The organism is Rhodococcus sp. UFZ-B548 (assembly GCF_903819475.1).
Classification (GTDB): domain Bacteria; phylum Actinomycetota; class Actinomycetes; order Mycobacteriales; family Mycobacteriaceae; genus Rhodococcus_F; species Rhodococcus_F erythropolis.
Genome location: NZ_CAIJDS010000009.1, coordinates 38,375 through 65,244 on the forward strand (window position 1 = coordinate 38,375; position 26,870 = coordinate 65,244).

At 60.7% G+C, this 26,870-nt stretch carries 26 protein-coding genes and 1 pseudogene; 18 read left to right on the top strand and 9 right to left on the bottom strand.

Annotated features, from left to right (window positions below):
* Positions 1-200: 200 nt before the first annotated feature.
* The 4 genes from rpsP to trmD are packed head-to-tail and all read left to right on the top strand — an operon-like array spanning position 201 to position 2,211.
* Positions 201-671: a 30S ribosomal protein S16 gene (rpsP, locus tag H7C86_RS10820; protein ID WP_003942818.1), complete on the top strand. Its 471-nt coding sequence runs from the start codon at positions 201-203 to the stop codon at positions 669-671.
* The gene (locus H7C86_RS10825) at positions 668-910 is read left to right on the top strand and encodes an RNA-binding protein (RefSeq protein WP_003939023.1); all 243 of its coding nucleotides are present in this window, start codon (positions 668-670) and stop codon (positions 908-910) included. Before rpsP ends, H7C86_RS10825 begins: the two co-directional genes overlap by 4 nt.
* A 14-nt stretch (positions 911-924) precedes the next feature.
* Positions 925-1,497, top strand: coding sequence for a ribosome maturation factor RimM (rimM, locus tag H7C86_RS10830; protein ID WP_020969330.1), 573 nt, complete (start codon positions 925-927; stop codon positions 1,495-1,497).
* Positions 1,498-1,506: 9 nt separating this feature from the next.
* Complete coding sequence (gene trmD / locus H7C86_RS10835; RefSeq protein ID WP_182261097.1) at positions 1,507-2,211, top strand: tRNA (guanosine(37)-N1)-methyltransferase TrmD; 705 nt, start codon at positions 1,507-1,509, stop codon at positions 2,209-2,211.
* On the opposite strand, the gene H7C86_RS10840 is transcribed toward trmD, so the two are convergent.
* Positions 2,208-2,783, bottom strand: coding sequence for a dihydrofolate reductase family protein (locus tag H7C86_RS10840; RefSeq protein WP_182261096.1), 576 nt, complete (start codon positions 2,781-2,783; stop codon positions 2,208-2,210). The genes trmD and H7C86_RS10840 overlap by 4 nt on opposite strands.
* Before the next feature lie 68 nt (positions 2,784-2,851).
* Here H7C86_RS10840 and H7C86_RS10845 point away from each other — a divergent pair, with 68 nt between their 5' ends.
* Positions 2,852-3,430 (top strand): TetR/AcrR family transcriptional regulator, encoded by a 579-nt coding sequence (locus H7C86_RS10845; protein WP_182261095.1) that lies wholly within the window; start codon positions 2,852-2,854, stop codon positions 3,428-3,430.
* A 5-nt stretch (positions 3,431-3,435) separates the two neighbouring features.
* On the opposite strand, the gene H7C86_RS10850 is transcribed toward H7C86_RS10845, so the two are convergent.
* Both H7C86_RS10850 and H7C86_RS10855 read right to left on the bottom strand, forming a co-directional pair.
* Entirely contained in the window at positions 3,436-3,882 is a 447-nt protein-coding gene (locus H7C86_RS10850; RefSeq protein WP_020969332.1) for a GtrA family protein, read from the bottom strand.
* Entirely contained in the window at positions 3,879-6,077 is a 2,199-nt protein-coding gene (locus H7C86_RS10855) for a hypothetical protein (protein ID WP_182261094.1), read from the bottom strand. The genes H7C86_RS10850 and H7C86_RS10855 overlap by 4 nt, the downstream gene beginning before the upstream one ends.
* A gap of 172 nt (positions 6,078-6,249) precedes the next feature.
* Between H7C86_RS10855 and H7C86_RS10860 the strand changes: the two genes are divergently transcribed.
* On the top strand, positions 6,250-7,236 hold the full coding sequence (locus tag H7C86_RS10860; protein ID WP_019747967.1) for a glycosyltransferase: 987 nt from the start codon (positions 6,250-6,252) through the stop codon (positions 7,234-7,236).
* A complete protein-coding gene (gene rffA, locus H7C86_RS10865) occupies positions 7,226-8,368 on the top strand; it encodes a dTDP-4-amino-4,6-dideoxygalactose transaminase (protein WP_182261093.1) in 1,143 nt (380 codons plus the stop codon). Before H7C86_RS10860 ends, rffA begins: the two co-directional genes overlap by 11 nt.
* A 26-nt stretch (positions 8,369-8,394) precedes the next feature.
* Here rffA and H7C86_RS10870 read toward each other — a convergent pair whose 3' ends face one another.
* Positions 8,395-9,381 carry a serine hydrolase gene (locus H7C86_RS10870; protein ID WP_182261092.1) on the bottom strand — a complete coding sequence of 329 codons (987 nt, stop codon included), beginning with the start codon at positions 9,379-9,381 and terminating at the stop codon, positions 8,395-8,397.
* Between the two features lie 75 nt (positions 9,382-9,456).
* On the opposite strand from H7C86_RS10870, the gene H7C86_RS10875 reads away from it, so the two are divergent.
* The 6 genes from H7C86_RS10875 to H7C86_RS10900 all read left to right on the top strand — a co-directional run bounded on the left by H7C86_RS10875 (position 9,457) and on the right by H7C86_RS10900 (position 15,147).
* The gene (locus tag H7C86_RS10875) at positions 9,457-11,790 is read left to right on the top strand and encodes a Tex family protein (protein ID WP_070796224.1); all 2,334 of its coding nucleotides are present in this window, start codon (positions 9,457-9,459) and stop codon (positions 11,788-11,790) included.
* Between the two features lie 105 nt (positions 11,791-11,895).
* Entirely contained in the window at positions 11,896-12,783 is an 888-nt protein-coding gene (locus H7C86_RS10880) for a hypothetical protein (protein WP_003942742.1), read from the top strand.
* Between the two features lie 89 nt (positions 12,784-12,872).
* Complete coding sequence (gene rplS, locus H7C86_RS10885) at positions 12,873-13,214, top strand: 50S ribosomal protein L19 (RefSeq protein ID WP_003942791.1); 342 nt, start codon at positions 12,873-12,875, stop codon at positions 13,212-13,214.
* 55 nt (positions 13,215-13,269) lie between these two features.
* Positions 13,270-14,073 (top strand): signal peptidase I, encoded by an 804-nt coding sequence (gene lepB / locus H7C86_RS10890; RefSeq protein ID WP_003942787.1) that lies wholly within the window; start codon positions 13,270-13,272, stop codon positions 14,071-14,073.
* A gap of 50 nt (positions 14,074-14,123) precedes the next feature.
* Entirely contained in the window at positions 14,124-14,804 is a 681-nt protein-coding gene (locus H7C86_RS10895) for a ribonuclease HII (protein ID WP_024487346.1), read from the top strand.
* A 37-nt stretch (positions 14,805-14,841) separates the two neighbouring features.
* Complete coding sequence (locus tag H7C86_RS10900; RefSeq protein WP_003942715.1) at positions 14,842-15,147, top strand: DUF2469 domain-containing protein; 306 nt, start codon at positions 14,842-14,844, stop codon at positions 15,145-15,147.
* A 65-nt stretch (positions 15,148-15,212) separates the two neighbouring features.
* On the opposite strand, the gene H7C86_RS10905 is transcribed toward H7C86_RS10900, so the two are convergent.
* From H7C86_RS10905 to H7C86_RS10915, 3 genes are all read right to left on the bottom strand, one after another.
* Positions 15,213-16,394 (bottom strand): RtcB family protein, encoded by a 1,182-nt coding sequence (locus tag H7C86_RS10905; RefSeq protein ID WP_020969338.1) that lies wholly within the window; start codon positions 16,392-16,394, stop codon positions 15,213-15,215.
* Positions 16,395-16,491: 97 nt separating this feature from the next.
* Entirely contained in the window at positions 16,492-16,725 is a 234-nt protein-coding gene (locus tag H7C86_RS10910; protein ID WP_019747974.1) for a hypothetical protein, read from the bottom strand.
* An 82-nt stretch (positions 16,726-16,807) separates the two neighbouring features.
* Entirely contained in the window at positions 16,808-17,815 is a 1,008-nt protein-coding gene (locus H7C86_RS10915) for an iron-siderophore ABC transporter substrate-binding protein (RefSeq protein WP_259349034.1), read from the bottom strand.
* Between the two features lie 144 nt (positions 17,816-17,959).
* On the opposite strand from H7C86_RS10915, the gene H7C86_RS10920 reads away from it, so the two are divergent.
* Complete coding sequence (locus H7C86_RS10920; protein ID WP_070796226.1) at positions 17,960-18,766, top strand: AraC family transcriptional regulator; 807 nt, start codon at positions 17,960-17,962, stop codon at positions 18,764-18,766.
* A gap of 115 nt (positions 18,767-18,881) precedes the next feature.
* Here H7C86_RS10920 and H7C86_RS10925 read toward each other — a convergent pair whose 3' ends face one another.
* Complete coding sequence (locus tag H7C86_RS10925) at positions 18,882-19,616, bottom strand: hypothetical protein (RefSeq protein WP_003942731.1); 735 nt, start codon at positions 19,614-19,616, stop codon at positions 18,882-18,884.
* A gap of 1,190 nt (positions 19,617-20,806) precedes the next feature.
* Positions 20,807-22,192, bottom strand: a complete 1,386-nt coding sequence (locus H7C86_RS10930) for a hypothetical protein (protein WP_182261090.1) — start codon at positions 22,190-22,192, stop codon at positions 20,807-20,809.
* 309 nt (positions 22,193-22,501) lie between these two features.
* Between H7C86_RS10930 and H7C86_RS10935 the strand changes: the two genes are divergently transcribed.
* The 4 genes and pseudogenes from H7C86_RS10935 (at position 22,502) to dprA (ending at position 26,850) form a co-directional block, all read left to right on the top strand.
* Complete coding sequence (locus H7C86_RS10935) at positions 22,502-22,825, top strand: restriction endonuclease (protein ID WP_235867884.1); 324 nt, start codon at positions 22,502-22,504, stop codon at positions 22,823-22,825.
* A gap of 1,036 nt (positions 22,826-23,861) precedes the next feature.
* Positions 23,862-24,218, top strand: a complete 357-nt coding sequence (locus H7C86_RS10940; protein WP_041815868.1) for a YraN family protein — start codon at positions 23,862-23,864, stop codon at positions 24,216-24,218.
* Positions 24,218-25,726, top strand: a complete 1,509-nt coding sequence (locus H7C86_RS10945; RefSeq protein WP_021333044.1) for a YifB family Mg chelatase-like AAA ATPase — start codon at positions 24,218-24,220, stop codon at positions 25,724-25,726. Before H7C86_RS10940 ends, H7C86_RS10945 begins: the two co-directional genes overlap by 1 nt.
* Positions 25,723-26,850 (top strand): annotated as a pseudogene (dprA, locus tag H7C86_RS10950) (DNA-processing protein DprA). Before H7C86_RS10945 ends, dprA begins: the two are co-directional and overlap by 4 nt.
* Positions 26,851-26,870 lie beyond the last annotated feature (20 nt).

The window sequence follows — 26,870 nt, forward strand, 5'->3', positions numbered from 1 at the left end:
GCACTCTCGAAGCGCGCACAGGGTGGTTTCCGAACGAGCCCACCCATCTGGCACAATGGACCATTGTTCGTCGCAACCGGTTACGTACCGCTGCGACGGTCACAGGATAGAGGCAAAACCGGGCTCACAAATCGTGTGGGTCGCTGAATTGCACGTGACATGCGCAGCACTGTTGTGCGCGCTGAAGGAGAACTGCAGCTGTGGCTGTCAAAATCAAGCTCACCCGACTCGGCAAGATCCGCAACGCTCAGTACCGCGTTGTCATCGCCGACTCGCGCACCCGTCGTGACGGCCGTGCGATCGAGACCATCGGCAAGTACCACCCCAAGGAAGAGCCCTCGCTGATCGACATCGATTCCGAGCGTGCTCAGTACTGGCTGTCCGTGGGCGCACAGCCCACCGAGCCCGTCGAGGCACTCCTCAAGATCACCGGTGACTGGCAGAAGTTCAAGGGCCTGCCGGGCACCGAAGGCACCCTTCGCGTCAAGGAAGCCAAGCCCACCAAGCTCGAGCTCTTCCAGGCTGCGCTCGCGCAGGCCGAGAACGAGCCGGTTGCAGAAGCAATCACCCCCAAGAAGAAGAAGGCTGCAAAGGCTGACGAGGCCAAGGCAGAAGACACCGCGGCTGACGCCGAGGCTCCCGCTGCAGACGCCGAGGCTGCTGACAAGTGAGTGCCGTCGTCGCTGATGCGGTAGAGCATCTCGTGCGTGGCATCGTCGCCAATCCCGACGATGTGCGTGTCGAGCTGATCACCGGACGTCGGGGACGGACCGTCGAGGTGCACGTGCACCCCGACGATCTCGGCAAGGTCATAGGTCGGGGTGGTCGCACGGCGACCGCTCTGCGGACCTTGGTCTCCGGCATCGGTGGCCGCGGTATCCGTGTTGATGTCGTCGACACCGATCAGTAGACGGCAGTAAACAGGTGGAACTCGTAGTCGGTCGTGTCGCGAAGTCGCATGGCATCAAAGGTGAATTGGTAGTCGAGGTTCGTACAGACGAGCCCGAAGATCGTTTTGCCGTAGGTTCTGTGCTGCGTGGGCGCAAGCCGCGCGAGTCCACACTGAAGTCGTACACAGTGGAAGCCGCCCGGGATCATTCCGGGCGGCTTCTGCTGCGCCTCGAAGGCGTCAGTGACCGTGGCGACGCAGATGCGTTGCGCGGCACACTGTTTGTCATCGACAGTTCCGAACTCGAGCCTTCGGATGATCCGGACGAGTTCTACGATCACGAACTCGAAGGACTGAAGGTCGTCCTCACGGACGGTACCGAGGTCGGTTCGGTCATCGAGGTATTACATTCCGCCGCAGGCGAATTGCTTTCGATTCGTCGTACCGGCGAGACGTCCGGTGAATTGCTGATCCCGTTTGTCGCCGCCATCGTCACCTCGGTGTCGATTGCCGACGGCGTCGTGATGATCGAGCCTCCCGAGGGGCTGCTCGACCCGGACTTCGGCGACAAGTCGAACAGCGATAATTCGAACCCAGACAACGACTGATCGTTTGTCATGCGTCTCGACGTCGTCACCATCTTTCCCGAGTATCTCGAACCGCTTCGTGCTGCCTTGCTGGGCAAGGCAATCGAACGTGGCTTGATCTCGGTCGACGTCCACGATCTTCGGTCGTGGACCCATGACGTACACAAAGCCGTCGACGATTCCCCGTACGGCGGCGGGCCCGGCATGGTCATGAAACCCACCGTCTGGGGCCCGGCGCTCGACGACGTGATCGGTCGCTCCGATACTTCCGGCCCGGATGATGCCGAGACGATCCTGGTGGTGCCGACTCCCGCCGGCGTCCCGTTCACTCAGGCGACCGCACATCGCTGGGCCACCGCCAAGCACCTTGTCTTCGCCTGCGGCCGATACGAAGGTATCGACCAACGCGTCTTCGACGACGCCGCCAAGCGGGTTCGCGTCGAAGAAGTCAGTATCGGCGATTACGTTCTGATCGGCGGCGAAGCAGCCGTGCTGGTGATGGTCGAGGCTGTTGTGCGACTGATGCCCGGCGTTCTCGGCAATCAGCTGTCGCACCAAGAGGATTCGTTCTCCGACGGGCTCCTCGAAGGGCCCAGTTACACTCGCCCCGCCGTGTGGCGTGATCTCGAGGTTCCGCCTGTTCTGCTTTCCGGAGATCACGCGAAGATCAAAGCCTGGCGCCATGAGCAGTCGCTGCGGCGCACGGCCGAGCGTCGACCGGATCTACTTCCTTAGGTATTTCTCTTCAACCAGGTGATGCTTGCGCCGTCGTCGAGCGATTCGGTTGCAGTCGGTGTGAACAGTGTCGGCTCGAAGTTACCTCTGATCAGCGGTATGCCCGCGCCGGCGACAACCGGATACCTTTTGACGATCAACTCGTCGATCTCCGGTAGTAGTTCGCCGGCGAGAGTTCCGCCGCCGCACAGCCAGATATCTTGTCCTTCTTCCTCTTTGAGGGATCTGACGACCGCACGTGGATCGGTGCGAACGATGGTGACCGCGGGATCCTCGGCGTCAGGGAGGGTGCTGGAGACGACGAACTGGCGCAGGTGCGCAAAAGGGCTGGTCACGCCGAGGCTCAGCCCGGGCTCGTAAGAGCCGCGGCCCATGACGACCGTGTCGAAGGTTCTGTTGGGTGCGTCCTCGATTCCGAGAGCGGGCCGCACATGCGTTGGCACGGTCTCGGGATATCGATCGCATATCCAGACCGTGATCTGTTCGGAAACCGGGAAGAAATCGAATTCGCCGTCTGGTCCCGCGATGTAGCCGTCGAGGGAAGCTCCCACGTAGTACACAAGCTTTCGCATCAAACGCTCCGTTCGTAGTACTATGGTCGTAGTGGTTTAACTTAGGGTCGTGTCAGGAGTGATGTCAAGTGCGAAAGAACCCGGAACGACGGCTTGCCCTGATCGACGCGGCAATCGAGGTGTTGGCCCGAGAGGGTGCTCGAGGCTTGACTTTTCGAGCCGTCGACACCCAGGCAGCCGTGCCGAACGGGACAGCGTCGAACTACTTCTCCAATCGCGACGACCTACTCACGCAGGCCGGTGGCCGGATCTACGAGCGACTGATTCCGGACGACCTCGAGGGATTGATCGATCCCGTCAACGGCACCGATCGTGAGCGACTGGTGACGCTCATGCTCGACGTGGTCGAGCGGGTCACCTCGTTTGGAACGGGTTTCCTCGCGCTCATGGAGTTGCGGCTGGAGGCGATACGTCGTCCGGACCTGCGAGCGGTCCTGACCGTCCGCATCCGAGAAGACTTCGATCTGAACGTAGCCAATCATCTGGCGTCGGGCGTGCCGGGTGATGCGATGACCGTTCGCCTGCTCTATTTGTCGTTGAACTGGCTCGTACTGGATCGACTGACATTGCCGAACCTGTTCCGGGAGGAAGATATTCGTACGATCGTCGAGGCCGCGGTGGATCGAGCGCTACCCCGCGAATCGTAGAAGGGTCAGTGCCGCTCGGCAGGTTTGCGGCGGAACGAGAAGTATCGATGACCGAAGAAACTCACCCCGGCAACGATCAACATGACAACCGCCTGGGCGGGAAGCGGCGGGGCATGCAGAATCGACACCGCGATTGTTCCGAGTATCAGATTCAGCACGAGGCCACCGGAATTGACGACGATGAACGCGCCCAGGTCGCGTGCCACATGTCCGCGGACGCGGAAAACCAACGTCCGATGCAGAACGAAAGCGATGAGCACGCTGATGGAGTACGCACCGATCACAGCCACTTGATACAGATCCTTGTTGTCGAGGATCAGTGACCAGATCACGAAGAGCCCGTATCCGATCGCCGTATTGGCCACTCCGACAATGGCAAACGCGATGGGTTGATGCTTGACCACCCGCAGCAGTGGGCCGGGGTTCTCGGGTGATGCGATGTCTTCGGTCATGAAGACTCGGTTTTCACGGTGTTGATCCGGTCCTTGTGTCGTGTCCGCAGATACATCCACTCGAGCACACCGAGGCCGAGGATTCCGGCGACCATCGAAGCGCCGCCGACCTTCCATCCCGGGGGTCGCCACGTGAGGACAAGTTCAGCGTCCTTCGTCCCGGCTGGGATGTCCACGGTGACAAAGGACTTCGCGACGACGTCGATCGGGACAGGCTGACCGTCGAGGCTAGCTCGATACCCGGGCCAGCCGAGCCGTGCGAACACAACCTTGCCGCCGGTCTCCGAACTGACACGAAGGGTGCTCGACATGTTCGATTCCGCGGTCGAAACAGCTTCGACGCCACGGGTATCGGCGATGCGGCCGTTTCGTGTCGAGACGGGGCCGTCGACGCGTTCGAGCACGGAGATGTAGTTCTCGTGTCCGGGGTAGTCGACCCATGTCCACCCGTCGGGGGCCGGGTTCTTACGTGCGTCGGGGTAGAGGGCGTTCTGCAGTACGACGCGGTCCACCTTCATCAGGTCGACGATGGTGCGGCCGGTGGTGGGTTCGACGGTGAATGCCCGCCGGAAGGCGTCGGGGCAGACGCTCATGTCCCAGCGCATGCAGAGCAGATCACCGAAGTAGAAGTGCCCGTTGGGGGTGTAGCCGCTGGTGTAGGTCAGTTCGAGGTCTTTGGGGTAGTTTCCGAAAGCCAGGGAACCGTATGCTCCGTCGAGGGTTTTGTCCCCGGGTCCGATGAGTGCACGGTCGCCCAGTTGCAGTGTCGTGCCTTCGAAGTCGGGGAAGGTCTCTTTCATCTCCGAGCGGGATTCGGGCAGGTTCCAGCTCATCGGGGTTGGTTGCGCGGCCCGAACCTGGGCGTAGGCGATGGGGGAGACCGCGGCGATTGCCAACAGGCATGCGAGCGCGGTGCCCTTGGTGCGGCCCAGCCACACCATCGCAGCGCCGAGTGCGGCAACGACCAGGGCTGAGATCACATGCCATTTCGCGAGCCCGGGAGCTGCCGAGGCGGACCTGATCAAAAGCAGGCCCACGAGGATTCCGGCTGCAACGCAGCGTCCGCGCAACTTGTCGGTCGTGGCGTAACGCCCGAGCAGGATGCACACCAGAAGCAGGAGTCCGATGGCCACCATCGGAAGCACGCGCGCGGGCCACCGCAGTGGGCCGATCGTGCTCGGCCCGGCAGTCCACATGAGGACGGCGACCGTGAAGATCCCGACGGCGGTCAATTCGCGTCCCGCGGCGCGTGCCTTGCCCCAGTCGATGAATGCCAGAGCCGGAATGAGGAACCACGCGACGTAGACCATGGGCATGGTCTGGATGTATCCCCACCACGAGGAGAACGCGGGCATCGTGCTCGGCAGGCTCGCGTTCAGCGATTCCGACCAGGGAACGGCGAGGAAAGCGTCGTTCTTGACTTCGGATGCACCGCGCCAGGTGACGTCAGCGGTGAGCAGGCTCGGCAGATACGTCGCGAGACCGGCGAGGGCGGCACACGCGGACACCGCCAGAAGCCGCAGCGACGGCAGCCAACGCCGCTGATAGACAACTTCGCCGATCGCGACTGCGACGATCATCAAACCGGATTCGACTGCGGGGAAAACATATTGGACCGACATCGCGAGATACAAGAACACGAAGGTCGGGATCGGACCGCTCTTACCGCGGGCGTAGCGGATTGCCGAGGCCCACGCCTGAACCATCCAGGCAGTGCCGGTGAAGGCTGTCATCCAACTGGCCGAGTCGAAGAAGAGGAGGAAACCGGTGAACGGAATCGAGACTCCGGCGACCGCAGCCCACGTGGGCTTCGAGCCGTACTCCAGGCAGATCCGATAGACGCCCAGCGCAAGGATGATCGCGAAGATCAATTTCACGATCGTCGCGTAAAGCGCCAGGTTGTCGAAGGACGGTGCGATCAGGTCGATCAGAAGTTGTGGCGGATTGAGAAGGCCCGCTTCCTCGATCGCGTAGTTGCCGGCCATCCAGTTCTCGGGGACGAGTACCGGCAGGTGTCCTTCTCGCAGGCTACGGCCGAGCATGACCCACAGCGGCGCGTACTGGGACTCGGTGTCGTCGGTGTAGAAGTGACGAGCGTTCGCGAGCACCACGGCCAGGTAGCCGGCGATGACACCGACCGCCGTGACGGCGCCCCACTTGTACACGTCTGCCCGGGCGAGAGTGCGAGTTTCCACCACGAGTTCCAGACCTTAACAGGGCAGGTGGGGCGCGCGGAGACGCGAGCGCATCACGCGCCGTCGGCATCCGAAGTCCGGACATCTCTGCGTGTTAAAGTTCGCGACGGTGTGGGCCCGATCGTGCCTGTCTCTCGGCGCCAGTCGAGCCCCCTGAAGGGAGTGGAAGCGAGTGCACTCGATTTCCGTCGTAGTGCCCGTTTATCAGGGCGAAAAGACGATCACGGCGCTCGTCGAGGAGTTGGACGGCCTGTGCGCACCCAGTTCGACGCCCGGTGGAGCGCAGTTCACCGTCGACGAGATCGTGCTGGTTCACGACAACGGTCCGGACCGTTCCGACGTCGTGTTACTCGAATTGGAGCGCCGTTTCGATCAGGTGCGTGTCGTGTGGCTCAGTCGCAACTACGGCCAGGACGCGGCGACTATCGCCGGTATGGCCGTTGCACGTGGCCAGTGGATCGTGACGATGGACGAAGACGGTCAGCACGACCCGGTGCACATCGGGGCTTTCCTCGACACCGCGCTGACGGAGCGATCCGATCTCGTGTATTCCAAACCCACGAACACCCGCCCGCATGGATTCTTGCGGAACCTGACCTCGCGCGGCGCAAAGATCGTCTTGGCGACGGTATTCGCGTTCCCTGATTCGACGAGATTCGAAAGTTACCGCCTGATCCGAGGTGACATCGGCCGACAGTTGGCCGGCGTCGCCGCCAACGGCGTGTATCTGGACGTCGCGCTGACGTGGGTTGTCGGCAATACCGCCACGGCGCCGGTGACACTTCGAGCGGAAGGCCGCGAGGAATCGGGGTACAACTATCGCCGTTTGTTCTCGTTGTTCTGGAAGATGGTGTTGTGTAGCGGAACACGCGGTCTGCGACTGGTGAGTCTGCTCGGGGTCACCCTGGCGTCGGCCGGTGTGATCATGGCTGCGGTGATCTTCGTCCAAGCCATGACCGGTGACAACAACGACCCGGAAGGATGGGCGTCGATCATCATGGCGCTGCTGGTCTGTTCGGGTGCGATCCTGTTCTCGCTCGGTCTCATCGCCGAATACCTTGGCGTGGCACTGCACGTCCTTGTCGGAAAGCCTCTGTATCTGACTGTCGATTCACCGCGGCCCGGAACCTCGATCGATCGGCGTAGTCGTGAGCACTGATCGCATCATCTTCTCCCGCCCCTATCGGGCATCGAACGAATTGTCGAATCTGGCAACGGTTCTGGAGTCCGATCACATTCACGGTGACGGACGTTTCACCAAGTCCGCGACTGCAGCACTCAAAGCGATCACCGGATCCACGCATGCTCTGCTGACGACCTCGTGCACGCACGCACTCGAATTGGGTGCGCTGCTACTCGAATTGGGCCCAGGTGACGAGGTGATCGTCCCGAGCTTCGCGTTCAGTTCGGCGGCGACCGCCGTCGCGTTGCGCGGGGCCACTGTTGTTTTCGTCGACATCGATCCGAGTACCGGCAATATCGATCCCGACTGCGTCGCAGCGGCAATCACGGAACGAACGAAAGCAGTACTGGTCATGCATTACGGCGGAGTCGCCGCCGACATGGAACCCCTCCTCGACCTCGCGGAACTCCACGGTGTCGCGTTGATCGAAGACAACGCTCACGGGCTCGGCGGAAAGTGGCGCGGGCGGGCGCTCGGCACCATCGGAACTATCGGTACGCAGAGTTTTCACGACACCAAGAACGTTCACTGCGGCGAGGGTGGCGCGCTGTTGCTCTCCGACGATCAGTTGATGACCCGCGCCGAAATCATCCGTGAGAAGGGGACCGACCGTGCGCGTTTCCTGCGCGGCCAGGTCGACAAGTATTCGTGGCAGGACATCGGGTCGAGTTATCTGCCCAGTGAACTCAATGCCGCTGTCCTCGACGCACAACTCTCGGAGTTCGACGCGATTCAGGCGGCCAGGCATCGCGTCTGGGATGCCTACAGCGTGAGTCTGGGCGTGTGGGCGTCCGAGAACGGTGTCGTTCCCATGGCGGTTCCCGATGATCGCGAGCACACCGCGCACCTGTTCTATCTCAAGATGCCTACCGAAGAGAGCCGCGACGGCTTGATTCGGCATCTCGCCGCCGACGGAATCGTGGCGCCGTTCCACTACATTCCGCTCGATACGAGTGCGGCCGGTGTGCGCTACGGACGAACACCGGAGCCGTGTGTGCGTAGCGCCGAGTTCTCCGCGTCGATCCTTCGACTGCCACTGTGGCCCATGCTCACGTCCGAACAACAGGAACGGGTCATCGGTTCGGTCCTCGAGTACAAGCAGGCTTGAGGACGAACACGACCGCGTGGATCGAATCAGGGCCCGGAAGCTTCGGGCATCACCGAATCCGCGGTCGTGGATGCCGCCGCCCAGTCGTCGATGCTTCCGCTCGGGAAGAGAATCTGTGTGACGCCGGTGACAGTGTCACGTGCGTGCAGTGCGCTTTCGTCGTCGACGGCGTCGGTGAACGAGGTGTCGGGATAGAAGCTGTCCTCGTCCGTGTACTGGACGTCTTCTCGCGAACCGATTGCGATGATGTATCGGTTGTCGTCACCGACGATGCCGGTGGACAGATGGATCCACTTGTCCTCGACACAGCACATCCAGCCTTGCTTGACTCCGATGACCGACTCGCCGAACAAGGCCTCGGGCAATCCGAACCTCTGGTCGTAGCCGTCGGTTCCTTCGGGAGTGGATTGCCGCAGGTACTCGACGAATTGCTCGACCCGCTCAGGTCCGAGCCGGTCGGAGTCGTCGAGGACGCCGTTGTAGAAAGTGACCAGGTCGTGCGTCGTGGTCTCGGTGTTCCACCACATTCCGTCCCACGGCGGCGTCGTCGCGGTCAGTGCGTAACGCTCGGCAACCCGGGTGATCACCTCCTGACCGCCGACCTCGTCCCACAGAAGGTTGGCTGCGGTGTCGTCGGAGGATTCGAGCATTGCCGCCATGAGGGTGCGATCGTCGTCCGTGATGGGCCGCTCGCCGCGAGCGTCCTGATGGAGGAGATCCTCGGCGATGAAAAGTTTTGCCACCGAGGCAGTTTCGATTTGCTGGTCGCCGGCAACATCGAGGTACTTGTCCGAGGATCGATCGAGGACGGCGATGGAGACGTCCGCACCGCGCCCGAGCGCCGCCACCTGAGCTTGAGCCAGTCGGCCGTCGAGAGTCTCCGCGACCGGAACATTGGTGTCGGGGAAGGCGGGGGTCTGCATCGAATCATCCGGGTTCTGTCCACCGCTGCACGAAGCCGCAAAAGTAACTGCGGCCGCCATTGCGGCAATCCGGACGTACCGCGTACTCATCTGTTTCCCCCGGTAGCCCTGACACGGCACTGTTGCCGATCTTCTTGTCTCAGGATAGCGGTAGGGTCGGATCTCGTGATTCTCAAGACCGTGAACCAGCGCATTGCCGAGGAACTCGACGTCCGCGAAGGCCAGGTTGCAGCAGCAGTCGACCTTCTCGACGGCGGAGCCACGGTGCCCTTCATCGCCCGGTACCGCAAGGAAGTCACCGGCACGCTCGACGACGCCCAGTTGCGACTTCTGGACGAGCGGCTGCGGTATCTCCGCGAGCTCGACGACCGTCGTGACGCCGTGCTCACGGAGATCGACTCTCAGGGCAAACTCGACGATCAACTGCGCGGTCAGATCATGCTGGCCGAGACAAAAGCGCGGCTGGAGGACATCTACCTCCCCTTCAAACCGAAGCGGCGCACCAAGGCGCAGATCGCCCGCGAGGCCGGCCACGAGCCTGTCGCGGACGCTCTCATCGGAGATCCCACCACCGATCCCGCGCAGTATTCGGACGAGCAACTCGACGGTGCCCGGTCGATCCTCGTGGAGCGCTTCGCCGAGGACGCCGATCTGGTCGGTGAATTGCGCGAGCTTATGTGGAGTCGCGGCCAGGTCGTCTCATCGGTCCGCAAGGGCAAGGAAACCGATGGCTCGAAGTTTGCTGACTACTTCGAGTTCTCGGAACCGTTCTCCAAATTGCCCTCGCACCGCATCCTCGCCGTCCTGCGCGGAGAGAAGGAAGAAGTGCTGTCGCTCAACATGGCGGCCGACACCGAAGAACTCGCGCCGGGGGAGCGCACGGTCTACGAAGGCCGCATCGCGTCGCGGTTCGAGATCGCCGACCGTGGTCGGGCCGCCGACGGGTGGCTTCTCGACACCGTCAAGTGGGCGTGGAAGACGAAGTTCGCCGTCACGCTCGGTATCGACACTCGAATGCGTCTGCGGCAGTCGGCCGAAAAGGACGCCGTCGACGTCTTCGCCACCAACCTCAAGGATCTACTCCTCGCGGCTCCCGCCGGCGCCCGACCCACCATGGGACTCGACCCCGGATTTCGCACCGGAACTAAGGTTGCCGTCGTCGACGGAACCGGCAAAGTTGTTGCATACGAGACGATTTACCCGCACCAGCCGCAGAACAAGTGGGACGCGGCGCTTGCGACGCTTGCCGGGCTGGTCGCCAAGCACGGCGTCGAACTGATCGCCATCGGCAACGGCACGGCCTCACGCGAGACCGACACGCTCGCTACCGAACTGATCAAGAAGACCGGCGCGCCCAACCTGACCAAGATCGTCGTCTCCGAGGCAGGCGCATCGGTGTACTCGGCTTCGGCCTACGCGTCGCAGGAACTTCCCGACCTCGACGTCTCGATTCGCGGTGCGGTGTCCATTGCGCGTCGCCTGCAGGATCCGTTGGCGGAGTTGGTCAAGATCGATCCCAAGTCCATCGGTGTCGGTCAGTACCAGCACGACATCACCGAATCGCTGCTCTCACGTTCGCTCGACGCCGTCGTCGAGGATGCCGTCAACTCGGTCGGCGTCGACGTCAACACCGCGTCCGTGCCACTTCTCGCTCGGGTGTCCGGAATCGCAGGTTCCCTAGCGGAGAGCATCGTCGCCCATCGGGACCAGAACGGTCCGTTCAAGTCCCGCAAGGGACTCAAGGACGTCTCCCGACTGGGACCCAAGGCTTTCGAGCAGTGCGCAGGCTTCTTGCGGATCACCGACGGCGACGACCCTCTCGACGCGTCGAGCGTCCACCCGGAGGCATATCCGGTGGTTCGCAAGATCGTTGCCAGTGCCGGCGGGGACGTGCGCACCGTGATCGGAAACTCGCAGGCACTTCGATCGGTCAAGGCGTCCGACTACGTCGACGAGCGATTCGGTCTACCGACCGTCACCGACATCATCTCCGAGTTGGAGAAGCCGGGGCGAGATCCACGACCCGAATTCAAGACCGCGACCTTTGCCGCAGGCATCGAGAAAGTCGCGCATCTCAAGCCCGGTATGACTCTCGAAGGTGTGGTCACCAACGTCGCAGCCTTCGGTGCCTTCGTCGACATCGGAGTTCATCAGGACGGTCTGGTTCACGTCTCGGCGATGTCACACAACTTCGTCAAGGACCCACGCGAGGTCGTCAAGTCAGGTGACGTCGTCAAGGTGAAGGTCCTCGAAGTGGACGAGGCACGCCAACGCATCGGGCTGACGCTTCGTCTCGACGACGAGGTGGGCGCACCCCGCAAGTCCGAAGGCCCGCGAGGTGGGCAACCACAGCGTCAGGGCCAGCCACAGGGTCAGCGTCAGGGGCAGCAACGAGGTAGTGGCGGACGTCAGGGTGGACGCGAGTCGCGTCCGGACAACCGCGCGCCCGCTGCCGGGTCGATGGCTGAGGCTCTGCGCAAGGCGGGCTTCGGCAAGTAATTCCGTCCGCCGGGTTTTCGGAGTCCGTATCGTCTCATTCGAGTCGGTTGGCGGTATCAATCGGAAGAATGGTCGGATCTGAAATTCGGTGAAGGGAGGACAGTGATGCGGGAGTGGCTCGAGCGCGAGATCATCGCCCATGGCCGATTGCCATTGCTGTTCTTCCTGCTCGGATTCCTCTCTGCCTTCCTCTTCATCCGTCTCAGCGTCCGGATGATCCGTGCGCAGGTGAAATGGTGGCCGGGCAACATCGCGCCCGGAGGTCAGCACGTGCATCACGTCGTGTTCGGTGTGATCGCCATGATGATCTCCGGTGGTGCGCTGATCGCGGTCTACGTCGATGGTTCGCAGACCACCGGTGCCGTCCTGGCGGCGATCTTCGGTATGGGTGCGGCATTGGTGCTCGACGAGTTCGCACTGATCTTCTATCTGAAGGATGTGTACTGGTCCGAGCAAGGTCGGACCTCGGTGGATGCGGTTTTCGTCGCAATCGCCGTGACCGGTCTGGTGCTGTTGGGTTTCCGCCCGCTCGAACTTCTCGACGTCGCCGGGTTCCGTGAAGAACGGGATCCGTGGATCAAGTTGGTGTTCGTTTTTGTCGCGTTGATCAACTTCGCCTTGGCGGCAATCGTGATTCTCAAGGGGAAGATATGGACGGGGCTCGTCGGCCTGTTCGTCTTTCCGCTGCTGGTAATCGGAGCGGTTCGCTTGAGCCGGCCGGGTGCACCGTGGGCTCGCTGGCGGTACACGCGTAAGCCGAAACGGATGAACCGCGCGCTCGAGCGTGAGCGGAAGTGGCGGCGACCGGTCATCAGGGCCAAGATCTACGTCCAGGATCTGATTGCCGGATCGCCGAGCGTCGAGCATGCGATGACCGCGGCCGAGCAGGAATTGGACCACACCATTCACGCGGCTCCGCCGCCACCGATTTCCCCGCTGGTATCCGCGTCTGGCACAATGGACGGGTTGCCTGGACCAGGCAGCAGCACTTGATCTGGGCACGAACCAGACGAGCGCCGTTTCGGGAGACCGAAACGCGTGCCGCTCGGTTCCTCTGCTCCTGCGAAATACAAGGATGACATATGAACACCCTGGACTTCCTGGACAAAAAGTCGCTCCGCGACGACATCCCCGAGTTCCGTCCCGGCGACACGCTCAACGTGAACGTCAAGGTTATCGAAGGCTCCAAGGAGCGCGTGCAGGTCTTCAAGGGCGTCGTTATTCGTCGCCAGGGCGGCGGCGTTCGCGAGACCTTCACCGTCCGTAAGGTCTCCTTCGGCGTCGGCGTCGAGCGCACCTTCCCGGTTCACAGCCCCACGCTGGCCTCCATCGAGGTTCTGACCCGCGGTGACGTCCGTCGCGCCAAGCTGTACTACCTCCGTGAGCTTCGTGGCAAGAAGGCGAAGATCAAGGAAAAGCGCTGATCTTTCCGATGAGCCCGGCACCGCGTACGCGCGGTGTCGGGCTAATCTGGTTTCTGTGGCAGATTCTTCGAAGGAGCAGGCATTGTCGTCCGGACCCGAGAATCACGAGGGATCAAGCGGTTCCGCGGAACCGACCTCACATCGGCCGCAGAAGAAACAGCGATCGTTCCTGCGAGAACTCCCTGTTCTGATCGGCGTAGCGCTGGTACTCAGCATCGTCCTTCAGGCATTTGTCTTCAGAGTTTTTCTCATCCCATCCGAGTCGATGGAACCGACACTGCACGGCTGTGCGGGATGTACCGGTGACCGCATCGTGGTGGAGAAGATCGGATACCGCTTCGGCGATCCGGAACCCGGCGACGTCGTCGTCTTCAAGGGACCCGATTCGTGGAACACGAAATATGTGTCCAATCGGTCCGACAACGTTGTCGTTCGCGGCATTCAAGAGGTCGGTTCGTGGGTCGGCCTCGTTCCGCCGGACGAGAACGACTTGGTCAAGCGAGTGATCGCTACCGGCGGCCAGACCGTCGAATGCTGTGACGATCAGGGCCGAGTCCTGGTCGATGGCAAGCCGCTCGACGAGCCGTACATCAAGATGGATTTCCCGTTCACTCCGGGAACACAAACGTGTGACACCGAATTGAAGTCGGGCCGCTGCTTCGGACCGATCACCGTTCCCGAGGGCCACGTGTGGGTCATGGGTGACAACCGCAGCAATTCCGCCGACTCGCGCTACCACGTCGACGACGAGTTCCAGGGAACCGTCCCGATCGACAACATCATCGGTCAAGCTCGTTTCATCGTTCTTCCCCCGTCGCGAATGGGCGGCATCGATGCGCCTGATATTCAGGGCAATTGAGTTGTCGTACCGCACACATGGACTCGCGTAGTTCCGAGTAGGCAGAGACAGTGAGTAGTTGGCCCCCTCGCGTTGTCATTCGCAGATCGGCAGGTCTGCGGACGATGGAGTCTGCGTTGGCGCGAACCGGACTCGGTCCGGTCGCCGGCGTCGACGAAGCCGGGCGCGGAGCGTGCGCTGGTCCACTCGTCATTGCCGCGTGTGTCCTGGCGCCGAAACCGCAAGCGGCACTGGCGCGGCTCGACGATTCGAAGAAGTTGACCGAACGCGCGCGCGAGGAGCTTTTCCCGGCCATCAAGCGTTTGGCGTTGGCGTGGAGTGTTATTTCGGTACCCGCTGCGGAAGTCGATCAGATCGGTATCCACGTTGCCAACATCGAGGGGATGCGACGAGCAGTTGCGGGCCTCGATCTCGAACCGGGCTACGTCCTCACCGACGGGTTCCGGGTTCCGGGTCTGACGGCTCCGTCGCTACCAGTTATCGGCGGTGACGGCGCCGCTGCATGCATCGCCGCGGCGAGCGTTCTCGCGAAGGTGACCCGAGATCGTGTGATGACCGAGATGGACGACACTCATCCCGGATACGGCTTCGCGATTCACAAGGGATACAGCACGCCACTGCACATGGACGCTCTCGACGAGCTGGGGCCGTGCCCCGAGCATCGCATGACGTACGCAAACGTGGTGGCTGCGGGAGTCCGGTTGGAACAACGCGCGGGCCGTACGGGATGATGGACGTTCAGACGAACTGGGAGGACTGGCTAAACCGATGAGTGCCGAGGATCTCGAGAAGTACGAAACCGAGATGGAGCTGTCGCTCTACCGTGAATACCGGGACATCGTCGGACAGTTCTCCTACGTCGTGGAGACCGAACGACGTTTCTACCTGGCCAACACGGTCGAGTTGCTGCCCCACAATTCAGACGGGGAGATCTACTTCGAACTGCGGATGTCCGACGCCTGGGTGTGGGACATGTACCGCCCGGCGCGATTCGTGAAGTACGTGCGCGTCGTGACGTTCAAGGACGTCAACATCGAAGAGCTGGACAAGCCGGATCTGCGCCTTCCTGACTGATCTTGACAACGAAGTGCCCCGCCGATATCGGCGGGGCACTTTGCATTTCGCGGAGTTGCGCGGGGTCAGTTGCCCTTGACATTCACGATCTGACGCAGCGTGTGTCGAATCTCGACCAAGTCCTTCGCGTCGTCCATCACGACGTCGATGTCCTTGTACGCACCCGGGATCTCGTCGAGGAACGCCGCGGAACGCTTGTATTCGATGCCGACCATCGCCTTGTCGAGATCTTCGATCGTAAAGGTCTTGCGTGCCTGGTTACGTCCGTACACCCGACCCGCGCCGTGGGGGCTGGACTTGAACGACGGCACGTTTCCCTTCCCGACGACGACGTAACTCGCCGTCCCCATCGAACCGGGGATGAGCCCGGGCGTGCCCTCGTCTGCCTTGATCGCACCCTTACGGCTCAGCCACACACCCCGGCCCATATGGAACTCCTTCTGGGTGAAGTTGTGGTGGCAGTTGATCCGCTCGACCTCGTCGATGATCGCGGGCTTGCCGTCACCCATGAAGTGCGCGAAGTCCTTCACCACGCGGTCCATCATCTCTTCGCGGTTGAGCAGAGCGAAGTGCTGAGCCCAGTTGAGATCGGTGATGTACGAGTCGAATTCGGGCGTCTTCTCGACCAGGTAGGCAAGATCCGGATCGGGAAGGTTGATGTACCACCGCTCGCACAAGTCCTTGGCGATCTTGATGTGATGCTGTGCGAGCTTGTTTCCGATACCGCGGCTGCCCGAGTGCAGGAACAGCCAGACGCCGTCGCTCTCGTCGAGCGTCACCTCGATGAAGTGGTTGCCAGAACCCAGCGTTCCGAGCTGAAACCTCCAGTTGTTCTTGAACTTGTCGTAGAAGGCCAGGCGATCGCCCGCCATTGCCTCGAGTTCTGCGATGCGGATTTGCGCCGTGTCGCTCAGCGTCTTGTTGTAGACACCCGCCGAGAGCGGAACGGAGCGTTCGATGCTGTGGCGAAGAACGCTCAGGTCGCGGCCTTGAAGGTCGCGTGCACTGAACTGGGTTTTGACCGCGATCATTCCGCAGCCGATATCGACTCCGACGGCGGCGGGCATGATTGCGCCTTCCGTCGGAATGACCGAACCCACCGTCGCTCCCGCACCGAGGTGCGCATCCGGCATAAGTGCCAGATGTGGACGGACAAAAGGCATCTGGGACGTACGCAGCGCTTGCTCGCGAGTGTTCTCGTCGAGTATCGATGCCCAGTTCCACAGCCTCTTGGTGATCTTCTCCATCAGATTTCTCCCACATAGTTCACAGCCGAACCGATCGGTCCGGTGTGTCGTGCAGGAATGACCATGCGCTCCGTCAGTGGTTGTGTGCAACCTCTTTTCAGGTGCGCAGACCGTCTGCGAGTTCGTAGATTCGTCCGACGTACTTCTCCTGGAAGGCTTTTCGAGCAGCATCTGCTTGTTGCCGTGCGCCCATCCTGGCGTAGAGGTACTCGAGTTGAACCAAGCTCTCGCCGATGTCGACGCGTCGCTGGTCGAGAACCGTCAACTCGTCGACCAGCCGAGCCAGATCGAGTCGTGCAAGATCTAGCGCTGTCTCCGGTACCTCGTCCATGGTGATCCTCGATGTCCGTGAGTGCTTCCTGGGTTTGAGGCTAGCATCATTCGAACATATTTTCGATACCTGGAATTGTTGGTTACTTCGACAATGTGGCGGTCAGTTGGTCGATGGCGTACGGAATGCTCAGGACGGTATTGCCGGACATCGCCGCGCCGACGGGTGGATCTGCGGTGTATCGCACGACTATCGCATTTCCGTTTTTCACAGCGGGTAGCCGCTGGTAGAGAGTGTTGCCGGGGAGGGCCTTCTCTCCCTCCGGATCGGCCATCACGATCAAACGATCAACGGGTTCGAGGATGTCGTATCGCTCGTTCGGCAGCCAGTCGCCGAACTGGTCGCCGACGAATGCGTCGACCGTCGGGGGGAGGGTGAATCCGAGTGGCGAGAGGAAGATGCCGCGTGGGTCGTGCGACGAGAACACGTATCCCTCGGGAGTGTCGAGGTTGACGATCGTTGCGGTTTGCCCGGAAAACTCCGGGTGTGCAGCGCGAGCGGTGGCAAACGCGTTTTCGGTATCCGCGATCAGTTGCTGAGCTTGTGGTTCTTTGCCGAGGGCGCGCCCGGCGGTGAGTGTCATGTCGGTCCACGGCGTTGTGTATGCGTCGTAGTCCTTGCTCTGCGCGACAGTCGGCGCAATCGAGGTCAGCTTCTTGTGGGTCTCCGTGTCGATGTCGGCGTACAGCGCTAGGATCAGATCTGGTGCGAGGGAGGCGATTTGCTCGAAGTTGAAGTCTCCGCCGCTGTTGATGTAGGTCGGAGTTTTCCCCTTCCAGTAGTCCTTCGTCCACGGCCAGCTTTCATCCATGCCGGACCCCCACCATTCGGCCATGCCGACGGGTTCGACTCCCAAGGCGAGCAGTGGTTCGTGATCGGTGTATCCGAGTGTCACTACCCGCCGCGGTTCGGCATCGATGGTCGTCGAACCCTGTGCGTGCTCGATCGTCACGGGGAATGCGTCGTTGCTCTGGGTCGCTGATGCGGTGTCGACGCCTTGCGAGGTTCCACAGGCGGTCGAGAACCCGATGATCGCGGCCGTCGTGAATAAGGCGGCGAGGATTCGGGTGCTACGTGAGGGCACGTGCATGCTCCTTCGAAGTGGTGGGCGAAGTGATCTGAGTTCCGCGTGAAGTGCTGAACTGGTCGCGTCAGCAATAAAGTGAGGCTAACCTTTGCAGGATCGTCGGTCCATCCTTCAGAATGGACTCGGATACGCCCAGAAAGACGCAAAATGTCCACTATTGGTTACTCGACTCGTCCAAAGTCCTTGCTAGCGCTACCCGATAGTCGCGGACGGACATTCAAAGATTTTCAGGTCTACACCAACGTCGTCGACGGAGTGACTGCGTACGGAGCTCATCGACACCCCGAGCATCAGATCGCCTGGATGAGTGAAGGGACGATGCAGATCGCTGCCGGAGGCAATGTGTGGCACCTGCACAGCGCGCACTTGGTCTGGTTGCCGGGCACCGTTCTCCACGACATGACACTTCTGACGGAGGGGTGCATGATTGCGGCCTATGCGCGTCCGGATCTACGCCCTGCCGGGCCGCGGTGGACTCAGCCACTTGTTCTCGAAGTCGATGCTCTGTCCGCTCAATTGCTGCGCCATCTCGCCGACCGGACCATCGACGATGCTCGGCGGTTGATGAGTCAGGAGTTGCTCTACGACATTCTTGCTGCCGCGCCCGAACGGCACGACGTCCTCGCGGTTCCTCGCAATGCTGCGGCGAGTTCGGTTTCTGCCCGCATCCTTGCCGATCCGGCAGACTCACGGACGCTGGGGGAGTGGGCGGGCGAACTCGGGGTCAGTTCCAAGACCTTGATGCGAGCCTTTGTCGCCGATACCGGGATTACCTTCGGGCAGTGGAGAACTCGAGCACGCATGTACGCATCACTCGAGATGCTCGCGCGGGGTGAGGGTGTCAATGACGTTGCCCCGCAGGTTGGTTACCGCACCAGCAGTGGGTTCATCGCCGCATTTCGGGAAACCTTCGGTACGACGCCGGCCCGGTACGGCGGAAAGCTGATGCGGTGATTTGCTGATGATTTCTTGAACTCGGTTGACGGCAAAGCTTTGTTCGGCAAAGTAGAAATGGGCCGAGCTACCAGCATCTGCTGGTAGCTCGGCCGATTTACTAATCTGAACTGAGTCAGCTCATGTTGCCGAGCACATTGCCCAAGACACCGCTGATGACATTGGTCATCGACCCCTGCGGGTCGGTCAGGGAGCCGAATACCTGGCCTGATCCGGAGTTGAGTGAGCCGAAGCCCATGTCCTCGAGGCTTCCGGCGCCCGCCTCGACGGGGTTCGGCTGCCGGATGGTGACGCAGACGCCCATCGGATTGATGTTCCAGTCGCCCGCCGCCAGCACAATGTTGGTGCCGGCGCCGCTGTCGAGCTGCGTGCCTACAACTGCGTTATCGGGAACTTTGTAGGTGGTTTCCAAAGCGATGACGCCGCCGCCCGCAGTGGTCCATCCGCCGCCCTTTGCCACCACGGAGTTGTTGCCGACAACGACGGTCTTGGTGACGTCGTCCCACTTCTGGTCGCCGATAAGCCATTTGACGTTCAGGCGAGCCTTGACCAGCTGGAATCCTGCCGGGTGGAAATCGCGGATCTGATTGACGAGGGCTCCGGAACCGGAAACCTTGGTGATGTAGGTGACCGTCTGACCCGCGGCGACCTTGCCATCGCCGACAACCTCCTTGCTGACGGTGTACGGCGTCCCGAGGGAACCGGCCCAACTGTCGGTGACCGACTGGTTGAGCGCGCATGCCGGTGCTGCTTGCGCCACCGAGGCTCCAAGTCCAACAGTGACGCCGGCGGCGATGAGAACGAGGGATGTAGTGGTTGCTACTGCGTGGCGAAGTGAGCGGCGGGCCATGTAGAACTCCATTCAGCGGGGTGCGTGACGGTTTGAGCAAAACTGTAACTAGTTCTACTGGACTTTCGTCCAAATTGTGGGGATTTCAGAAAATTGTCACGGTTCGGGCCGCCGTTGGTGTGTCGCGCTGCCGAATTCCACAGGTTCTGAGTTGTCAACAGGTTGTTTTCGGGTGGCTTGGTTTTGTGGTGGTGGGTCGAGGGTGGTGGTTGGGACGCGATTCGTAGGGGCACAAGAGTCCAGAGACTTTGATGTGCCCCGGAAACTCCGGTGCGATTCACAACGACAGCGGCGAGACGATCAAGAACTGGGGGAGTCCGTTCTTCAGCTGCGAGACACACTGCGATTGGAATGAGATCGAAGACCTCAACGTGCGGCGAGGGGGACCGTTGGCATTCGTTGGTGGTTACGGCAATCTTCTAATCCAAACAGCAGGGACCGGAGCGAACCTTCGTTTCAACGACTGCCCACGTCCTGAGTGCTGGCGATGACTACATCGACCAGCGCAGCGAGAACCCACCTGAGCTAGTCCGTAACGTCTAGATCGAAGACTTCCCTGGATCAGTGCGTCGTTAACACGGTCTGTGTGACGTGCGATACACCAGCATGATCGGAAACGTGGCTGACATTCCCGAAGAAGTCTTGTTTTGGTACCCGTTCCTGAGACCGCTCACAGCATGGTGGAACCCGTTTTGAGGAGATGACGATGATTGGAAGCTTGCCCGACCTAACCAACCCGTTTCTCGATACTTTGCTCTTTCCGGGCTCGTGGTGGATCGAGTTCATCAACTGGTGGAACCCGTTCTGACTCGGTGACTAAAGCCGTTCTTTGCACCGCATTTAAGGCGAAATCCTGTTCGGCGGTACCACTCCGCCTTCAGGCGTTCGGTAACACCGTCAGGCATGGTCGAGCAAGAGTTCTCACGGCGCTCTTTAGCGTGGTCAAGTGCGGAGTCGGTAATCCCCACCGTCGCAACAGTGCTCTTCCAACCGCCGAACGCAGCGATCCGGCCACGGTTGAACCTCGCGGCGATGTCCATCTTGTCAATCGCGAGTTGATCAGCATCGGTCCGCGGTAGATCCCGCCAGCTACTGCACGTTCGATGTACAGCACTAGGCCCAGGCTCAACGAGCGCTCTTGTCTGGTTCCGTCTACAGAGAGGTGTTTGCCTGCTCCACCCAATTACTGCTCACCGCGTTGCTAGCATGATCGCCGCCTTGTCCTCCCGTTCGCACTTGATGACGTAGCCCATCTTCTCTTCCTCTGCGGCACCAAGTACTGAGCAGGTCCACCCGTCGAAACGGTAGGTTCGATCATTTACGTTGGGATCGTTCAGGTATTCACTCATGACAGAGACAGCTTCTGTGCAGTCGATGACCGCGTTGTCGTTCAAGACCGTCGCGGTCTTGCCGCGACGGTCGGTAACGGGACCGCACTCTTTGGGCGCGTAGTCAGCAGCGGGTCCACTACTGCTCGGGGCTGCACTGATTTCGCCTCCATTGGACTCACCTCCGACTCGCGACACTTTCCATGTTGCGCTATTGGGTATGTTGTCCAGCCCGAACTTCGCACTAAAGTCATATATCTTCGACACCGCAACTCTGCTCAGGACGAATGAAATGGCAGTCGATCCGAATTCTTTGCCGCAATTGGCCGCGGTCTGAACTGCGTCGAGAAGATTGTTTATCTCTGAGGAGCAACCGACTAGAACCTTGATCACCTTTGCTGGCGGGAACAGTGCGGAAGAGATATTTTCGAGAGCGTATGCATACCCCCACGACGAGAAAGCAGCGTTATCAAGCTTGGGGTCGCGTGTTAGTGTGCCCGACTTAGGTGAGCCGACGTATTGCTTAAAGTCGAGCGTCAGCGCATCGCCTGGACCGAGGAAACTGACGTCTGAACCCATAAGCTGCTCGTAAGCTATCGAAAGTGAGCGGTTCTGGCTGTCTGTTTTCGTTTTGTTAATAGCAAGCGGGGAAGGATCGCTAGAAATCACCCAAGGCACTGGAGAGTTAGAATGCAGCTCGACTGTTTGAGGGGAGTCGAGCGTGCCTGTCCAGGTTGATCGGAGGCATGTCCACGCTACATCGTCCGCTAGTGCTGATATTTGAACGCTGTACGTCGAATACTTGATCTGATCTCCAACGCAGGCAGGCTTGGTGAACCCGGTTCCCAGGACTTCCTTGATCCCCTGTCCTGCTTTGTTCAAGAATTCATTGGTGTTGAAGATGACAGCTTGGAACCAGCTGAGATGGTCTACCGTTGCCGTCACCGTGGAGTCATTGGGGTTGAACTGTGCATCTACCATCGATGGGGTATCTGCACCTGCTGATTCTGAGAGGACCACCACCTCACCCCCGGAATCTATTGCTCTCTGCACCGCTTCACCATCGACGCGGAAACGCAGGGTGATAGGGGCGTTCGGTTGCCCATCGGAATCCTCGATGACGACCTGGTATCGGTCGCTGATGGTTATGAGCATGTTCTGATCACCCTGGATGGTGCTGACGCCGTCCTGATCAACACTAGCGCTTGCCCCCACATCACCGCTGTTCCCGGTTCCTTCGACAGTCAATTCGTCATACTGTATGTGAAAACCCTCGTCAGATATTTGCGCAGATGCTGGAACCTGCTCATTAGTGCCCGGCGAATCAGTACTACAACTCGGCAATATTATCGTGAGTATGCCGAAAAGAAGGACTAGCCGGAATGTTGTCCTTTTTCGATTCCCAATTCCCATCGGCGGATAGTAGCATCTGTGGGTTGCCTAGACTGTCGTCTATTTGAATGACACTGGATGCTAAATGCGATGTATGTTTAGTCGAGGTCGGATGCGGTGCATTACCACGCCGAACAAGGCAGAGAGTTGAACCCCGCCGAGGCTATGAGGTCCTGGGGCTTCACTGATCCGGTCGCAACGACTGGGAGAGCGGACGGCGGAATTGATGGTCGATCATCACATGCCCTGACACAGGTGAAGTGGAAGGTCGGCGCCGCGGTCCGGACCGAGATGCAGCAGCTTTACGGTGCGCGGGAGACTGACGCCAAGAAGGCATTGTTCTTCTTTGCGGCATCGAGTTGCAGCAAAGCTGCGGTTGCGTATGCCGATGAAGTGGGGATCGGGTTGTTCACGTACGACCCGGTTGGCCTGATGGCAGCAGTGTATGCACACGCAGCATTGGTGTTGAAGCAGCCGAAGGTTTGGTGACAGTTCCAGGGCTGGGTCTCTGGCTTATCGCCGCACTGATCTCCGCCATGATCGTCTTATTAATATTCATTTTCGCAATCTGATATATCTTCAGAAGAGAATATGAGTACGACGCTTCAAGTAGATTTATTCAGTCCAAACAGAATCCGTGAACGCACGTCCTTGGTCGAGGGCGTTCCTGAGGGTGCGACTGGAATCAAGGTCGCAACTGGGTGTGAAATCGGTCCGATTATTTACGTGGGTGAGCTGGCTCGCGAGCAGTGTGAGAAGGCCGTGGTCGAGTCTTTTACTGAAGACATGACTGTCATACGGTTTCTCCACTCGAACCCCCGCACGCCGCGTTAGCTGATGTCGCGGGCGTACTTAGCGACCTGGTTCACTGCTGTCGAGAGGCCGAACGTGGACGGGAAAGTGCCGGCTGACTGGCATTTCCGTGGTTTCGAATTCTTTTGTTGGAGCATGTATTTCAACGCGATGGGGAAGGAGGAGACAACGCACGCTGACGGTGACGCTCGGCGCGGCCGAGACTGGGGCAAAATTGCTCACTCGATGGGATCCGGGCCGAGGCAGGATTCACGACGACTTTCAACCTGAACGACAGCCTGATCTTCCAGTATCGACAATCGGCGCAGAGCGAGTTCAACACTGCGCTTGGCTCAGTCTACGCGGTGCCATTCAAGCCCGTCCCTGAAATCATTCCGCACTCTGACGAAGAAGCTTGTAGCGGGGATGCTGCTTTAAACGACTTGTGGCGAGTTATCTTCGCAGGCCGGCATCAAGCTGAAAGACGTATACACGTGGATCCACGTCTAACAGTACCGAGCAGACAACCTGCGTCGAAGAGGACCACACTTCGGTTGAAGTAGCCGCGAGGCCGGTCTGTGCTCGGTGGCCAGTGCATGTTGAGTTTGTCAACAGGTACGGAGTTGTCAACAGGTGGGTTTTGGGTGGCTTGGTTTTGTGGTGGTGGGTCGAGGGTGGTGGTTGGGACGCGTTTCGTATGGGCGGGCGCGGGGTGTGAGTGGTGGGGGCTGCGATGGCGAGGAATATGGCGTTGGGGGCTCGGGGCGAGGATGTGGCTGTCGAGTTCCTGGTTGATGCGGGTTTGGAGATTGTCGAGCGCAATTGGCGTTGTCGGTACGGCGAGTTGGATGTTGTTGCGACGTCCGGTGATCGGATTGTGTTCGTGGAGGTGAAGACTCGGTCGGGTGTCGGGTACGGGAGTCCGGCGGAGTCGGTGACGTTCGCGAAGCAGCGTCGGATTCGGGTGTTGGCGATGCAGTGGCTCACTGATTCGGGTCGGTCGTGGTCGAGGGTGCGTTTCGATGTGGTGGCGGTGTTGATCGGCCGCGACGGCGTGCCTTCGGTCGAGCATTTTGTGGATGCGTTCTGATGGCGTTGGGGCGGGCGCATTCTGTTGCGGTCAGTGGCGTGGACGGGCAGATCGTGGAGATCGAGGCGGATATCGGGCGCGGGTTGCCTGCGGTGCATTTGGTGGGGCTGCCTGATACGGCGTTGCACGAGTCGCGTGATCGGATTCGGGCCGCGGTGACCAATTCTGGTGAGGAGTGGCCGGACAGCAAGGTGATTTTGGCGTTGTCGCCGGCGACGTTGCCGAAGGTGGGCAGCGTTTACGATTTGGCTCTGTCGTTGTCGGTTCTCGATGCGGCGAAGAAGTTGCCGCGGAAGTTGTTGCGGGAGACTGTCTTTTTGGGGGAGTTGGCACTCGACGGTCGACTGCGGACGGTGCGTGGTGTGTTGCCTGCGGTGCTTGCGGCGAAGCGGGCGGGATGGGGGACTGTGGTGGTTCCAGCTCGGGCGTTGGCTGAGGCGGGCCTGGTGAAGGGGATCGAAGTGCTGGGCGCTGACGATCTGTCCGCGGTGATCGGGTGGTTGCGTGGTGAGTTGGCGCTGGCTGTTCCTGATGTTTTCGAGCGTGCTGACGTGGTGACGGTGCGGGATCTGAGTGAGGTTGTCGGGCAGACGGATGCTCGGTGGGCGATCGAGGTTGCTGCGGCGGGTGCGCATCATTTGATGTTGACGGGTCCGCCGGGGATCGGGAAAACGATGTTGGCGCAGAGGCTTCCGGGGATTCTTCCGCCGTTGACGGAGGGGGAGTCGTTGGAGGTGACGGCGATTCATTCGGTGGCGGGGGTGTTGCCGGAGGATCGGCCGTTGATAGATATGCCGCCTTTCATTGCGCCGCATCACAGTTCGTCGGTCAGTTCGCTGGTGGGTGGTGGTAGTGGGATGGCTCGTCCTGGTGCGGTCAGCCGGGCTCATCGCGGCGTGCTGTTTCTCGACGAATGTGCCGAGATCGGGGTGAAGGTGCTCGAAGCGCTACGCACGCCACTCGAAGACGGGGAAGTGCGAATCGCCCGGCGGGACGGAGTTGCCCGATACCCGGCGCGGTTCCAGCTGATCCTGGCCGCCAATCCCTGCCCATGCGCGCCGCCGCGAGACGCGGACTGCGTCTGCGCACCTGCGGCGCGTCGCCGTTACCTGGGGAAATTGTCCGGTCCACTCTTGGACCGAGTCGACATCAGGGTCCGGATGCAGGCCGTTGCAACCGGAGCGCTGATCGACGAAGTAGGGGAAAGTACCGGCGATGTTCGTGCGCGCGTGGCGGCGGCTCGAGACACTGCAGCCCAGCGGTGGAGTGAGTACGGGTGGCGGACCAACGCGGAAGTACCAGGGCCGGCGTTGAGACAGAAGTTCAGACTCTCGCGTGCGGCGCTGGCGCCGGTGGAACGGGCGCTGCGTAAAGGTGTGATCACTGCTCGTGGGGCGGACCGAGCGTTGCGGGTTGCCTGGAGTGTCGCCGATCTGGCAGGTGAGGCGATGCCCGGACCAGACCAAGTTGTCACCGCACTCGACTTCCGAGACAGGGGATTCCAATGACTGCGCACGATCCGCGACTACTCGCTTGGGCATATCTGTCCCGCGTCGTGCAGGGCCCAAGCGCGTATATGTCCATGTTGATCGACGAGCTCGGGGTCGAAGAAACTGCGAGGGCGGTCCGCAACGGCGATCTGCCACCCGCGATCGAGGAGAAGACGCGAGCCCGCGCTCACATCGACACAGCCCAACGAGACCTCGACCTGATGGAGGCGATGGGTGGCAGACTCGTAACAGCGAACTGCGCCGATTGGCCGGCGTGGCGAATGCTTTCCTTCGACGGACTCGATGCCTCCGGGGGTGAGACGGCGCCATTTGTGTTGTGGGTGTTGGGGTCCGGGGATTTGGTTGATCTGACCGAGAGATCGGTTGGGATTGTCGGTACGCGAGCATCTACTGCGTACGGCGAACACGTGACGGCAGAGATTGCCGGTGACCTCGCTGTCGACGGATGGACCGTGATTTCCGGGGCGGCCTTCGGTATCGACGGGGCCGCGCACCGCGCTGCATTGGGCGTAAGTGGAAACACACTGGCTGTCTTGGCCTGTGGGGTCGATCGAGCGTATCCGTCAGGGCATGCGCGACTACTCAAATAGATAGCGAGTTCGGGTGCAGTGATAAGTGAATATCCACCGGGCACAACACCTGCAAAGTTCCGGTTTCTGGCAAGGAATCGACTGGTAGCTGTGTTGTCGGACGGAGTAGTGGTGGTCGAGGCGGGTTGGCGCAGTGGTGCTCGCAATACCGCCAATTGGGCCCGGAAATTGGGCCGGCCGGTAATGGCGGTGCCCGGGCCGGTTACTTCGGCATCGTCGACCGGATGTCACCGGATGATCCGCGAAGGTGAAGCGCAACTCGTTTCCAATGCCGTGGATGTAGTCGAAGCGTCAGGTCCATTTGGTGTCGGGGAATCCGCGGAGGATGCAGCCGCTACACGTGACATCGATGCATTGCGGGGCAATTCTCGATTGGTATACGAAGCATTGCCGGGAACAGGTTCACGTAGTACGCGTGAGCTGTCCGAGGAATCGGGATTGCTCATAACGCAGGTTCGTGCAACTCTTCCTCTGCTCGAACTCGAGGGGTTTGCGAGTTCGGATTCGAGTGGATGGTTTCGGACGCGGTAGCGCGTGAACTTGATTGTGCT